Below are 12,907 nucleotides of genomic sequence, written 5' to 3' on the forward strand. Positions count from 1 at the left end.
GCACTCCTACTTCTTCTCCCGCCAGGCCCGCTCGAACGGCAGCCGCCACGCGTTGGGCGCGATGAGCTGGTGGATCGCGTTGGGGCCCCACGTGCCCGGCGGGTAGATCTTCACCGGTGGCGGGTCGTCGAGCAGCCGCGCGGACCGCTCCCACAGCGACTCGATGCCCTCCGCGGTGGTGAACAGCGTGTGGTCACCGCGCATCGCGTCGAGGATCAGCCGCTCGTAGGCCTCCAGCACGTCACCGGCCTGGTCGGTCTCCTGCGTGGAGAACTGCATCGACAGCTTCTCCAGCCGCATTCCGGGACCGGGCCGCTTGCCGTAGAACGACAGCGACACCCGCGACGCGTCGGCCAGGTCGAACGTCAGGTGATCGGGGCCCTGCGACCCCACCCCGGACCCGGCCGGGAACATCGTGCGGGGCGCCTCCTTGAAGGCGATCGAGATGATCCGCATGCCCTCGGCCAGCTTCTTGCCGGTGCGCAGGTAGAACGGGACGCCCGCCCAGCGCCAGTTGTCGAGGCCGACCTTGAGCGCGATGAACGTCTCGGTGTCGGAGTCGGGCGCGACGCCTGTCTCGGCGCGGTAGCCGCCGTACTGGCCGCGGACGACGTCGGCGGGCCGGATCGGCAGCATCGAGCGGAAGACCTTGTTCTTCTCCTCGCTGATCGCGCGCGGTTCCAGCGCGGTGGGCGATTCCATCGCGACGAACGCCAGCACCTGCAGCAGGTGCGTGACCACCATGTCCTTGTAGGCGCCGGTGGACTCGTAGAAGTTGGCGCGCTGGTCGAGCCCGAGCGTCTCCGGGATGTCGATCTGGACGTGGTCGATGAAGTTGCGGTTCCAGATCGGCTCGAACAGCCCGTTGGCGAAACGGAACGCCAGGATGTTCTGCGCCGCCTCCTTGCCCAGGAAGTGGTCGATCCGGAAGATCTGCGACTCGTCGAACGCCTCGTGCACGAAGTCGTTGAGCTTGATCGCGCTGGCGAGATCGCTGCCGAAGGGCTTCTCCATCACCACGCGCGCGTTGTCCACCAGCCCGGCCTCGGACAGCATCGTGATCACCGCCTGTGCGGCCTTGGGCGGCACCGAGAGGTAGTGCAGGCGCCGCACCTGCGGGCCGAGCAGATCCTCTGCTGCCTTCACGGCCGTGGTCAGGCCCTCCGGCCCGGCACCCTGCGGCACGTAGGTGATGCGCTCCGCGAAGTGCGTCCAGGCGTCGTCGGTGAGCTTGTGCGTGCCGAAGCTCTCGATGGCCTTGCGGGCCAGCGTGCGGAACTCGTCGGTGCTGAGGTCCTCCATCGCGGTGCCCACGATCCGGACGTCCGGGGCGAGCGCTGACTCCTCGAGATAGCAGAGGCCGGGGAGCAACTTGCGTTTGGCCAGGTCTCCCGTGGCACCGAAGAGCACGATGACGTGGGGCAGCAGCGGCTCCAGGTCGCGCCGGTGCGGGCGCGAACCCGGGGACGGGTAAGCGATCTCGGGGCGGTTGTCGGCCACGCTCGATCCTCCCAGGGGACGAAACTGTGGGCGAGTGGTTCGGGCGAACCCTAACGGGTTCGGGCCACACCCAGCACGCTCGCAGGGTCCGGCTCGACCGCGGCACGCGCCAGATCCTGCATCGCGGTGCTGATCGGGTGCCAGATACCGCATCCGGGCGGGCCGGATGCCGTGGCCCGGCAGCATCGCGGTCTCCAGCAGAACCCGAGGAGAACGACATGCTCCGGATCCACTTCACCGCGCGGGACGTCCTGCGCGTTCGGGTGCTTCCGTCCATGGGGCCGATGGCCGAGACGCTGCACAGCCTGTCGGTGCTGCGACTGGGCCGGGCCGACGTCACGTTCCGGGAGTGGCGGCGCCAGGTCCACGCCACCATCGGCGCGCGGCCGCCCGAGCTCGGCGCGCTCGTGTCCGAGGACTCGTTCCTGGACCTGGCCAGCCTGTCGGGCCTGCGACAGGACATGGACGAGAGCATCGAGGCCGTGCTGGCAGCCGATCCCGCCGCGGTGCAGTCCGAGCTGGACTTCCACACCCGGGCGCTGGGCCGACTCCCCGACGAGCTGCGCGGGCTCGCGGACGACCGCCGGGTCCGAGCCGCGCTCATGGGCCGGCTGGCGCAGTACCACCGGGCGGCCGTCGCACCCGTGTGGAAGGGCATCCGCGCGCACTTGTTCGCCGACCGCGTCACGCGGTCCCGAGCGCTGCTCGACGAGGGCATGGAGGGCCTGCTGGCCACGCTGCACCCGGAGATGCGGTGGGAGTCGATGACGTTGCACCTGCCCCGCAGCGCCGACCACGAGATCCGGCTCGACGGCCGCGGCGTCACGCTCGCGCCGTCGTTCTTCCTGCGCAGGCCGGCCGCGATGGTGGACACGATCACGGGCGACTGCACCGTGACCTACCCCGCTCGCCTCGAGATCGACGGCCCCGGAACGCTGTGGACGGCGGCCGACGCGAACCGCGACCTCGCCAAGCTGCTGGGCCGCACCCGGGCCGTGCTGCTGGGCGCCATCGCCGGCGGGCTGTCGGGCACCGGCGAGCTCGCCGCCCGCGCGGGCACTTCCGCGGCCGCGGTCAGCCAGCACACGAAGGTGCTGCGCGAGGCCGGGCTGATCATCAGCATGCGCCACGGTCCCGCCGTCCGCCACACCCTAACGCCGCGCGGGAGCCTGCTCCTGGATCGGCCGCGCACCTCACGCACGACCGAGCACGCCGGGCTGCTGGAGCGCATCGCCGAGTGAGTGGTGTCCTCGCTGATGGCGCGGCGGCGGGCCTCACATTGCAGGAAAGCCACTTTCCTGCAATGTCGTTGCGGGAAAGTGGCTTTCCTGCAACCCGTTCGGGGGTCCGACCCCTGCCGCAATCAGATCGACAGGCGGAACCGACGCGGTCATCGTGATCCCGCATCGCCACCGCCCGAAAGGATCACCCGCCATGTCCTTCGCCCCCCTCACCGGACGCACCGCGATCGTCACCGGCGTGACGCGTCGCATCGGCATCGGGGCCGCGATCGCGCGACGGCTGGCCGAGCAGGGAGCCGACCTGCTGCTGCAGGGCTGGGAGGCCCACGACGCCGAGAAGCCGTGGGGCGTCGACGCCGACGGCGCGTCGGCGATCGCCGCCGAGCTGCGGGCCGGCGGCCACCGCGTCGAGTACGTGAGCGCCGACTTCTCCGACCCCGAGGCTCCCGCCGCGGTGCTGCAGGCCGGTATCGACGCGTTCGGGCACGTCGACGTGCTGGTGGCCAACCACGCCCGCAGCACGCCGTGGGCACCGCTGGCCGAGCTCACGGCCGCCGAGATCGACGCCAGCTTCGCGATCAACACCCGCGCCACGCTGCTGCTGGTCAAGGAGTTCGCCGGGCACTTCAGCACCGCAGCTGACGTCGACGGGGGCGACGGCCGGATCGTCCTGTTCACCTCCGGCCAGCACAACGGGCCGATGCCCGCGGAGATCCCCTACGCCACCAGCAAGGCCGCGCTCGCCGGGATCACGGCCAGCCTCGCGGCCGCAGTCGCGCGGCAGCGGATCACCGTCAACTGCGTCAACCCGGGTCCGACCGACACCGGCTGGGCCACCCCGGAGATCACCGAGGCGGCCCTGCGCAGCATGCCGTTCGGCCGCTGGGGACGCCCCGAGGACGCCGCCGCGCTGGTGGCGTTCCTCGTCGGCCCCGACGGGGGTTGGGTCACGGGTCAGGTGATCAGTTCCGAGGGTGGGTTCGGCCGTGGGTGACGTCGCGGAGCTGCTCGCCGATGCGGTCGTGGCCGCGGTGCACACCGCTTGGGGCGTGCGGATCACATCCGAGCAGGCGCTGATCCGGCCCTCCGGCGCCGAGCACGGCGCCGACTACCAGTCCAACGTCGCCATGAGCCTCGCGAAACGGCTCGGCAGGCCGTCCCGCGAGATCGCGGCGGCCGTCGCGGGCGCCGTCGGCGCCGCGGGCCTGATCGAGCCACCTGCGCGCCGCGAGGGACTGGCTCGCCTTGTCGACGATGTCACCCGGGGACCGCTCGTCGAGCGTGCCGGCAGCGGATCGAGGACGGCGCCCACGCACCTCGCGATGGTGTTCGCCGCCGCCACCGAGGCCAGCTGGCTCGACGAGGGCCACCGGGCCGTGCACGTCGCGTTCGGCTCGGTGCTCGGCGCCGACGGTCGCATGCTGCGCACCCGCTCCGGCGAGACCGTGACGCTGATCGAACTGCTCACCCGGGCCGTCGAGCACGCGGGCGCGATCGTCGCGCGGGCGCGATCGTCGCGCAGCGGTCCGACGTCGAGGGCGGCGATCGGGCAGCACTGTCGGCGTGCTGCGCCTGCCCGCGGCGGTGGCGGCGGCCGACGGCGGACTCGGCGGCTGTGACCGGGCAGGCCAGCAGTCGCGGATTGGCTACTGACCCGGGCGGACCCCGCTGCGACGGTGGCGCCACCGACCGGTCCAGCGCCAGGGGGAAGCTCATGCAGGTTGCCGTGGTCACCTTCGACGGGTTCAACGAGCTCGACAGCTTCATCGCGTCCGTGGTGATCAACCGGGCCCGTCCCGACGGGCTCACCGCCTTCATCACGACACCGACACCGGTGGTCACGTCGATGAACGGCGTCGAGGTCGTCGGGCAGCGCTCGCTCGACTTCGTCGCCGAGGCCGACGTCGTGCTCATCGGCAGCGGCATCCGCACGCGCGACGTCGTGGCCGACCCCGGCCTGCTCGCCGCGCTCCCCCTCGACCCGGCCCGGCAGTTCATCGGCGCCCAGTGCTCGGGGGCGCTGGTGCTGGCGACGCTCGGGTTGGTCGACTCGATGCCGGTGTGCACCGACGTCACCACCCGGCCGTACCTCGAGGAGCGCGGCGTCATGGTGCTCGACGAGCCGTTCCACAGCGAGGGCACGATCGCCACCGCGGGCGGCTGCCTCGCCTCGCTCTACCTGGGGGCCTGGGCGATCAGCCGCACGATCGGCGAGGACGTCGCGCGGACGGCCGTCGACTACGTGGCCCCGGTCGGGGAGAAGCGGGCGACCGTCGAGCGGGTGTTCGCCGCCATCCGCACCCCGGTCCACGCGCTGAGCTGACCTGCTCCGGAAGTTCTCCTCGAGATACTGGAACAGATTATTCCGTTCTGCTATGCTCATCTCATGGAAACCACCACTTGGACCGTCCTCGACCAGGCCCACGACGCGCTGCGCACCGCCGTCCAGGGCGTTCCCGACGATGGCTGGGCGCTGCCCACCCCGTGCTCGAACTGGACCGTCACACAGGTCCTGCAGCACGCCGCGGGTGACCAGCACGGGTTCGCCGCCGCCATCACCGGCACCGGCTGGCCCACCGAGGACCCGTTCGCGCCGTCGGGAACCCTGACCGAGGCGCCGGCGGCCCTCGCGGAGGCGGCGATGCAGGCCGCAGCGGCCGCCTGGGCGACGGTCGACGCGGACGCCGCCGAGGTCGCCGTGCCGGTGCCGCCGGGATCACTGGCACCCGCGGTCGGCGCGGGAGCCTGCGCGCTCGATGCGGCGGTGCACGCGTGGGACATCGCCGTCGCCACCGGCAGCCCGTCACCGCTCACGGCCCCGCTCGCGCGCGAACTGATGGCGGTCGCCGTGCAGATCGTCGAGCCACTGCGGGCGTTCGGCGCCTACGCGGAGGCCCTCCCCGTCGCGGACCCCACCGACGACGTCGAGGTGCTGCTGGCCTACCTCGGACGGCGCGCGGACTGGAGCCGCTGAGGCCCGACCCGCCCGAGCGAACGGCGCGTTCGTCCACGCGATGTGGACGAACGCGCCGTTCGTTCTGCCAGTTCACCCGATCGGGAGCCGGCGCGCCCCTCGGGTCGGTCGGCGGTGGTCGCGGCCCGGTTTCGAGAGCCACGTCACCCCTGATCGAGTGACGTGCGCCCGGCACGCGGTCAGCTGATCACAGCCCGTCGATGATCATGGAGGCAGCGGGGACGATCCGGGCGACGGTGCGGGAACGGATCTTTCGGACACCACGTTCACGGCCCGCAGCCCGGGTGCAGCGAGGCGCCCATCCGAGATGCCCAGCCTGGAGGACCGCCGTGCCCGCCCCGACCCGGAACACCCCCGCCGTTCGCTCCCTCCGCCGCACAGCATGGGCCGACCTGCGGGCCGACCTCCGGGCCTCCCTGGTGGTCTTCCTCGTCGCGGTACCCCTGTCGCTGGGGATCGCGCTCGCCTCGGGCGCGCCGATCATGGCGGGGTTGATCGCCGCGGTCGTCGGTGGTGTCGTCGCCGGGCTGCTCGGCAGCTCACCGCTGCAGGTCAGCGGGCCGGCCGCCGGACTGACCGTGGTGCTGGCGGAACTGATCACCCGGTTCGGGTGGCAGGTCACGGCCATGATCACGTTCGGCGCCGGGCTGGTGCAGGTCCTGTTCGGGCTCACCCGCCTCGCCCGGTTCGCCGCCGCCATCCCGCCCGCCGTCGTACACGGCATGCTCGCCGGCATCGGCATCACGATCGCGCTGGGCCAGCTGCACGTCGTGCTCGGCGGCAGCCCACAGCCCGACCCGGTGACGAACGCGCTGCAGCTCCCGGCGCAGCTGCTGGGCAGCCACGACCACGCCGCGATGGTGGGACTGGTGGCCATCGCGGTGATCGCGCTGTGGCCCCGGCTGCCGCGTCCGATCCGGGTCGTCCCCGGCCCGCTCGTCGCCGTCGCGGTCGCCACCGGGCTGGCGCTCCTGTGGCCCGACGTCCCCCGCGTCGCGCTGCCCGGCGGCCTGCTCGACGCGATCACGCTCCCGCAGCTCGCACTCCTGCCCGGCGACGAGTGGGCCGGGCTGGCCGGGGGCGTGCTGACCGTCGCGCTGATCGCGAGCGTCGAGAGCCTGCTCTCAGCCGTCGCGGTCGACCGGATGCACGAGGGGCCGCGCACCGACGTCGATCGCGAGCTGCTCGGCCAGGGCGCCGGCAACGTGGTCTCCGGGCTGCTCGGCGGGCTGCCGATCACCGGCGTGATCGTGCGCAGCTCCGCCAACGCCGAGGCCGGCGCCCGCACCCGTGCCTCGGCGGTGCTGCACGGGGTGTGGATCGCGGTCTTCGGCATCGCGCTCGTGGACGTGATCCAGGCGATCCCGCTCGCCGCGCTGGCCGGGCTACTCGTGGTGGTCGGCATCGGCCTGGTCAAGCCGGTCGACCTCCGGACGGCCCGTGTGCACGGAGAGCTCCCGATCTACCTCGCGACGGCGGCCGGCGTGCTGCTGCTGAACCTGCTCGAGGGTGTCGCGATCGGCATCGCCGTGGCGGGCGTCCTGATGCTGCACCGAGCGGTGCGGGCCCGGATCCGGATCGCACCGCCGGACCGTGACGGCGACGCGCACCACGTCGTCGTCGAGGGCACGCTCAGCTTCCTGTCGGTGCCGGCGCTGTCGCGAGCGCTGTCGCGCGTCCCCACCGGGGCAGCGGCGCAGGTCGACCTCGTCGTCGACTACCTCGACCACGCGGCGTACGACCACCTCGACGCGTGGACCCGCCGCCATCGCGCGACGGGCGGCAGCGTCGAGGTGACCGAACCCGGCGAGCAGGGTCGCACGGGCCGTTCCCGCTCCCCGTTCCGCTTCGCCAGCTGGTCGCAGTGGCAGGCCGGCGAGATGGCCACCGACCCGACCGGGACCGTGCTGGCCGGCGTCGCCGCCTACCACGCGCGCACCGCGGGCCTGATCCGTCCGCGGATGCGCGAGCTCGTGGGCGGCCAGCGGCCGTCGGCGCTGCTGCTGACGTGCGCGGACTCCCGCGTCGTGCCCAACGTCATCACGCACTCCGGTCCCGGCGACCTGTTCACGGTGCAGAACGTCGGCAACTTCGTCACGGGCGAGGCGTCGCAGGCCGCGCTGCAGTACGCGACCGACGTGCTGAAGGTGCCGCTCGCGATCGTGTGCGGTCACTCCGGCTGCGGCGCCATGCGCGCCCTGCTCGATCCGCCCGCCGTCGAGCAGCCCCCGCGGGCGCTGGCCAGCTGGCTCGCCGCCGGGCTGCCCGGCCTCGCCGCCTTCCGCGACGGCCATCCGGTCGGCCGGGCCGCGCTCGCCGCGGGCGCCGACGAGGTGGACGCGCTCGCGATGGTCAACGTGGCACTGCAACTGCAGGAGCTGCGCTCCCCCGACCGGGGGCTGGCGGCGCTGGGCCTGTTCTTCGACATCCGCTCCGCACGCGTCCTCGTCCTCGACGGCGACGCCCAGGCCTTCCGCCCGCTCGACGCTCAGGCGGGCGCCACGAAGATGCAGAACGGGTGCCCGGCCGGGTCGGCGTAGACGTAGAGCGGCTCCTCGGGATCCGCGGACAGGTCACGCAGCAGCCGCGCACCGAGCCCCAGTGCCCGCTCGTGCTCGGACGCGAGCTCCGCCGGTGTCTCGACCGTCAGGTCCAGGTGCAGCTGCTGCGCGACCGGCCCGTCGGGCCACGTCACCTCCGGCAGGCTCGCCACCTGCTGGAAGGCGAGCTGCACGCGGCCGGGGCCGCGCCGCAGCACCAGCCAGTCGGCTCCGGCCGGGTCGGGCTCACCGGCGGCGGTCGGCTCGTCGCCCGGGCGGTAGTACATGCCGAGCAACTGCCGGTAGAACTCGGCCAGCGCCCGTGCATCGGTGGTGTCGAGCACCACCTGGCGCAGCCTCGTGATCATCATGCGTCAGACCTCCGGTTCGGTCGCGGGCTCCGGCAGCAGCGTGCCCGACGGGCGCATGCCGTCCACCAGCAGCGCCAGGTAGCGACGGCGGTCGGCGCCCGATGGATCCTGCGGATGGATCACCGACACGCACATGACGACGACCGCGGCGAGGTCGCGGGCCAGCAGCTCCGGGCGCACCAGTCCCGCATCGCGCGCGCGGCAGAGCAGCTGGTCCATCGAGCGGAGGTAGCGGTCCACCACGTCGACCTTGATGGCGTCGGCCTCCCGCGCGAGCCGGATGAGTACCCGGTGCGCCGCGAGCACGTCGATGCTGGCGGCGAGCGCATCGACGAGGTCGCGCCACGGGTCGCCGGTGTCGGCGCTCAGTGCCGGCTCGATCTCGCTGGTCATGACGTGCTCGAGCACGGCGGCCACGAGCGTGTCGCGGTTGCCGAAGCGGCGGTACAGCGTGGCGACGCCGACACCGGCACGGCGAGCGACCTCCTCGAGGGATGCCTCGCTACCCAGCTCCTCGAAGACCTCGCTCGCCGCGACGGTGATGCGCTCGTGGTTGCGCACCGCGTCGACACGCAGGGCTCGCCCGTGCACCGCGGTCATGCGGGCACCGTAGCGCAGGAACGAACCGGAGATATCAGGCGTCGCCCACGCTCAGCGCCCTGGACGGGCAGTTGGCGACGGCCTTGCGCACCGCGCCGGCCTGCTCGTCGGCGGGAGCCTCGGTCAGGAGCGTCACGATCCCGTCGTCGTCCTGGTCGAAGACGTCCGGCACCGCCATCAGGCACATCCCGGACCCGACGCAGCGGTCGCGGTCCGCGGCCACCCTCACCATGTGATCGGCAGCGAGTGGAGGCCGTACACGAAGTGGAACGCCCGGAAGGCGACGTCCTCGTACGGCACGGCGAGTGCGAGGTCCGGAAAGCGCTGCAGCAGCGCCGGGAACGCGATCCGCATCTCCATGCGCGCCAGCGGCGCACCGAGGCAGTGGTGCACCCCGTGACCGAAGGCGACGTGCCCCATCGCGCCGCGGGTGATGTCGAACCGCTCGGGGTCCTCGACGAGCGCCGGGTCGCGGTTGGCCGCGGGCAGTGCGAGCACGACGAGCGATCCGGCAGGGATGGTCTCGCCCGCGATCTCCACCTCCTGCGTGGTGGTGCGCGGCACGCCCGAGTGCACGATCGAGAGCCACCGCATGAGCTCCTCGACGGCCGGTTCCACCGCAGCCGGATCGTCGCGCACCATGGCCAGCTGCTCAGGATGCTGCAGCAGCGCGAGCGTGCCGATGCCCAGCATGTTGGACGTGGTCTCGTGCCCGGCCACCAGCAGCAGACCGGAGATGCCGGCGAGCTCGGACGCGGTGAGGTCGTCGCCGTGCTCGCGCACCAGCATCCCCAGCATGTCCTCGCCCGGATCGGCCTGGGCGCGCGCCACCAGCTCGCCCATGTAGGCGCGGCTCTCCCGGCCGAGCTTCAGCCGCTCGTCCAACGGCAGGGTCATGTCGAGCTGCTTGCTCGTGCGGGCCTGGAACTCGGCGCGGTCGGAGTAGGGCACCCCGAGCAGCTCGCAGATCACCAGCGACGGCACCGGCAGCGCGAACGTCGAGACGAGATCGGCCGTGCGTGCCGAGCCACCGGCCGTCTCGACGTCGTCGAGCGCATCCTGGACGATCTCGCGGATGCGCGGCTCGAGCCTGCGCATCCGGCGCATCGTGAACTCCGGCGTGAGCATCCGGCGCAGCCGCGTGTGCTCTGGCGGGTCGAACGCCAGCATCTGCCCGGCCCGCATCTCCGCGAGCTCCTCGGCGCTGATCTTCGGCATGTTCGGGGCGGCGAAGACGTTGCCGCGGTCGTTGCTGAAGCGGGTGGCGTCCGCGAGCACGTCGCGCACGTCCTCGAACCGGGTCACCAGGTACGCCGCCTGCCCGAACGGCTGCATGACGACCAAGGTGGCCCCCTCCTGCTCGCGCGCGGCGGTGAGCTCCGGAACCGGATCGAACCGCTCGCGCTGCATGTGCAGTGGCATCACAGGTGTTTCGGTCATTGCCTATCCGCCCTCTCCCCAACGGTCAACGACGTCCTCGACGTTACCACCGAAGTGACAGCTGACTATCGCTTACTGAGAGCGCGCTCAGTCGACGACGGCGAAGCCCGGCACCCACTTCTCGACGATCGCGCGCGCCTCGACGGTGCAGTCGAGCTGGGCCAGGATGTTCATCCAGCCACCGAGTACCCGCAGCACCAGCATGTACTCCGCCGGCAGGTTCAGTGCGCGTCCGGTGGAGCGGAACGCCTTGTTCCCGGGGTTCGCGACCCGCGCACCCTGCCGCGCCATCCAGGCCCGGTCGAAGTGGAACGCATCGACGCGCAGCGGGTCGGCCAGCGCGCCCACCCACCGCAGCACATCGGCCTCCTCGGCGTCGCCCGCCAGGAAACCCTCGGCGACGAGCAGCTCCGTCAGCTCCGCACCTGAGCCGCGCGCGATCAGCGCGAGGATCGACACCAGCACCGGCGGGATGCCGTCGGGCAGCGCGGCGACGGCCCCGAAGTCGATCATGCCGAGCCTGCCGTCGTCGAGGACGAGGAAGTTGCCCGGATGCGGGTCGGCGTGCAGCAGCCCCACCCGCGCGGGCGAGGAGAACATCGACTCGATGATCGTGTGGGCGTACCCGTCGCGGCGGGCCTGGTCGGCGGCGTCGACGGCCGGGGTGCCGATCAGCGAGCCCAGCGCGACGCCGTCGAGCCACTCCGACACGATCACCTTGGGAGCGGAGGCGATGACCCCCGGTACCCGGACGGCCGGGTCGTCGGCGAACGCGGCGGCGAACGCCCGCTGGTGCTGCGCCTCCGCGCGGTAGTCGACCTCCTCCAGCATCCGGTCCCGCAGCTCCCGCACCAGCTCGCGGGCGTCCAGGCCCGGCAGGACGGCGGCGAACAACCGGGAGAACCGCTGCAGCTGGCGCAGGTCGGCATCGAGCGCGACGTCGGCGCCGGGGTACTGCACCTTGACCGCGACCTCGCGCCCGTCGCGCCACACCGCGCGGTGCACCTGCCCGATGCTCGCCGCCGCGGCCGGCTCGTCGTCGAACTCCAGGAACCGGCCGCGCCACCCGCCACCGAGCTGCTCGGCGAGCATCCGGTGCGCGTCCTTCGCGGGCATCGACGGCCCGGCGTTCTGCAGCTTGGCCAGCGCCTCGTGGTACGGGCCCGCCAGCTCGCTGGGCATCATCGCCTCGTAGACGCTCAGCGCCTGCCCGAGCTTCATCGCGCCGCCCTTGAGCTGACCGAGCACGGCGAAGAGCTGGTCGGCGTTGCGGGCGATCGTGTCGGCGGCGACGTCGCCGGCATCGGCACCGGCGAGGTTGCGGCGTCCCCACCCCGCCACGGCCCGACCGGCGAAGGACAGCGGCAGCGACGCGAGCCGGGCGGATCGGCCCATGCCGCCCTGGGGGATCTCTCGGCTCACGTCAGTCGTCCTTGTCCTTGCTGTCCTTGACCTTCTCGCCGGGCTGCGCGACCTCGACGCTGCCGAACGCCCCGTTGCCGGTGACGACGACCTCGCTCGTGCCGGGCGTGCTGCAGGCGAGCGCACACTGCGTGTTGCCGAAGATCACCGTGCCCTTGGTGGTGGCGTGCGTCCCCGGTGGCACCTCGACGCGGACGCTGCCGAACAGCATCCCGACGTCGACGGTCTTCTGCCCGGGCGCGACCATGACGGTGCGGTGGCCGAAGATCGCGACGCCGTCGGCGGCACCCACGACCTGGGTGCCGGCGAAGACGGCGAGCGCCGCCACCGCCACACCGATCAGGCCGCCCCGCAGCCCACCGTGCCCGGAACGCGCCGGTGGCACGGACTTGCGCACCTCGACGGGACCGGCGGTGGCCGCGGCGGGCTTCGGGGCCGGCGGGTCGGACGGGGAGGGGAGGTCGCGGACCAGCACATCGAGCTCGCTCTGGGTGCGCGCGGCGAAGCAGGCCGCGGCCCGCTCGTCGTACTCCCCCAGTGTCAGCACGCCATCGGCCTGCGCCGCGCGCAGCCGCGCGTCCACAGCCTGACGTTCACGATCGCCGATGCGCATCTCCGGGTGCGGTTCGGTCACCCACCCATACTGACGCAGACGCGCCGCCGATGCGTCCGTCTTTGGTCCCGGATCGCCGGAGATCATCACAACCACCGCGCCAACCGGTTGGCCGCCGCGCCGATGTCGAGACGTTGGCGCCGTGGCCAACACATTGGCGCGGCGGGTTCCCGTCCGAGCCACCCCACGACCGCGCCAACCCAGTA

The 12,907-nt window shown here is 72.5% G+C and carries 13 protein-coding genes; 6 read left to right on the forward strand and 7 right to left on the reverse strand.

Going from position 1 to position 12,907, the window contains the following annotated elements:
* Positions 1-6: 6 nt before the first annotated feature.
* Positions 7-1,500: a glucose-6-phosphate dehydrogenase gene (zwf, locus tag ACFPFQ_RS20850; protein ID WP_379621284.1), complete on the reverse strand. Its 1,494-nt coding sequence runs from the start codon at positions 1,498-1,500 to the stop codon at positions 7-9.
* A 218-nt stretch (positions 1,501-1,718) separates the two neighbouring features.
* Here zwf and ACFPFQ_RS20855 point away from each other — a divergent pair, with 218 nt between their 5' ends.
* The 6 genes from ACFPFQ_RS20855 to ACFPFQ_RS20880 all read left to right on the forward strand — a co-directional run bounded on the left by ACFPFQ_RS20855 (position 1,719) and on the right by ACFPFQ_RS20880 (position 8,255).
* The gene (locus ACFPFQ_RS20855; RefSeq protein WP_379621286.1) at positions 1,719-2,741 is read left to right on the forward strand and encodes an ArsR family transcriptional regulator; all 1,023 of its coding nucleotides are present in this window, start codon (positions 1,719-1,721) and stop codon (positions 2,739-2,741) included.
* A gap of 193 nt (positions 2,742-2,934) precedes the next feature.
* Entirely contained in the window at positions 2,935-3,735 is an 801-nt protein-coding gene (locus ACFPFQ_RS20860; protein WP_379621288.1) for an SDR family oxidoreductase, read from the forward strand.
* The gene (gene argS / locus ACFPFQ_RS20865) at positions 3,728-4,360 is read left to right on the forward strand and encodes an arginine--tRNA ligase (protein ID WP_379621290.1); all 633 of its coding nucleotides are present in this window, start codon (positions 3,728-3,730) and stop codon (positions 4,358-4,360) included. The genes ACFPFQ_RS20860 and argS overlap by 8 nt, the downstream gene beginning before the upstream one ends.
* A gap of 95 nt (positions 4,361-4,455) precedes the next feature.
* On the forward strand, positions 4,456-5,064 hold the full coding sequence (locus ACFPFQ_RS20870; RefSeq protein ID WP_379621292.1) for a DJ-1/PfpI family protein: 609 nt from the start codon (positions 4,456-4,458) through the stop codon (positions 5,062-5,064).
* Positions 5,065-5,127: 63 nt separating this feature from the next.
* On the forward strand, positions 5,128-5,715 hold the full coding sequence (locus ACFPFQ_RS20875; protein ID WP_379621294.1) for a TIGR03086 family metal-binding protein: 588 nt from the start codon (positions 5,128-5,130) through the stop codon (positions 5,713-5,715).
* Between the two features lie 329 nt (positions 5,716-6,044).
* Positions 6,045-8,255, forward strand: coding sequence for a SulP family inorganic anion transporter (locus tag ACFPFQ_RS20880; protein WP_379621296.1), 2,211 nt, complete (start codon positions 6,045-6,047; stop codon positions 8,253-8,255).
* On the opposite strand, the gene ACFPFQ_RS20885 is transcribed toward ACFPFQ_RS20880, so the two are convergent.
* The 6 genes from ACFPFQ_RS20885 to ACFPFQ_RS20910 form a co-directional block, all read right to left on the reverse strand.
* Positions 8,204-8,626 carry a VOC family protein gene (locus tag ACFPFQ_RS20885; RefSeq protein ID WP_379621298.1) on the reverse strand — a complete coding sequence of 141 codons (423 nt, stop codon included), beginning with the start codon at positions 8,624-8,626 and terminating at the stop codon, positions 8,204-8,206. The genes ACFPFQ_RS20880 and ACFPFQ_RS20885 overlap by 52 nt on opposite strands.
* Positions 8,627-8,629: 3 nt before the next feature.
* Positions 8,630-9,226 carry a TetR/AcrR family transcriptional regulator gene (locus ACFPFQ_RS20890; RefSeq protein ID WP_379621300.1) on the reverse strand — a complete coding sequence of 199 codons (597 nt, stop codon included), beginning with the start codon at positions 9,224-9,226 and terminating at the stop codon, positions 8,630-8,632.
* Between the two features lie 34 nt (positions 9,227-9,260).
* Positions 9,261-9,458, reverse strand: coding sequence for a ferredoxin (locus tag ACFPFQ_RS20895; RefSeq protein WP_379621302.1), 198 nt, complete (start codon positions 9,456-9,458; stop codon positions 9,261-9,263).
* On the reverse strand, positions 9,452-10,666 hold the full coding sequence (locus ACFPFQ_RS20900) for a cytochrome P450 (RefSeq protein WP_379621305.1): 1,215 nt from the start codon (positions 10,664-10,666) through the stop codon (positions 9,452-9,454). The genes ACFPFQ_RS20895 and ACFPFQ_RS20900 overlap by 7 nt, the downstream gene beginning before the upstream one ends.
* 87 nt (positions 10,667-10,753) lie before the next feature.
* Complete coding sequence (locus ACFPFQ_RS20905; protein ID WP_379621782.1) at positions 10,754-12,061, reverse strand: ABC1 kinase family protein; 1,308 nt, start codon at positions 12,059-12,061, stop codon at positions 10,754-10,756.
* A gap of 28 nt (positions 12,062-12,089) precedes the next feature.
* A complete protein-coding gene (locus ACFPFQ_RS20910; protein ID WP_379621307.1) occupies positions 12,090-12,722 on the reverse strand; it encodes a DUF1707 SHOCT-like domain-containing protein in 633 nt (210 codons plus the stop codon).
* Positions 12,723-12,907 lie beyond the last annotated feature (185 nt).

It is taken from the genome of Pseudonocardia sp. GCM10023141 (assembly GCF_042653605.1).